This is a genomic window from Neisseria maigaei, assembly GCF_958267405.1.
Taxonomy (GTDB): Bacteria; Pseudomonadota; Gammaproteobacteria; order Burkholderiales; family Neisseriaceae; genus Neisseria; species Neisseria bergeri.
The window spans coordinates 1-290 of sequence record NZ_CATQFT010000057.1 but is presented as its reverse complement, the minus strand read 5'-3'; the positions used below and the strand labels follow the sequence as shown (position 1 = coordinate 290).

The following is a 290-nucleotide window of genomic DNA, read 5'->3' as shown; positions in this document are numbered from 1 at the left end:
GATGAAAATTTAGAATTTATCCATCAAGCAGAAAATAATCCCAATGAAGTTTATTCAGGAGGTGGACAAGGTTTTTGCTGGGATATTTCTGCTGAAAAAGTAGTTTTCTATAACAACGAATTTGATGAAGAAGACGGCTGGCCTGATTTAAGCTGTTCGCTGCATACTTTTAAAACTGCTTTAATTGCTTGGAATGCTTTTTTGCAATTGCCTAAAAGTATTCATTCGGTGGTGGAAACCGTGATTGAGGAATAAGCATAATGGCTTAATGAATAGAATCAGAAAGTATA

Annotated in this window: 1 pseudogene; it reads left to right on the top strand. The window is 34.8% G+C overall.

Annotation, left to right across the window (positions count from 1 at the left end):
• Nucleotides 1-255 (top strand): annotated as a pseudogene (gene mafI / locus Q3O06_RS10030) (protein MafI); the annotation flags it as partial.
• Between the last annotated feature and the right edge of the window lie 35 nt (nt 256-290).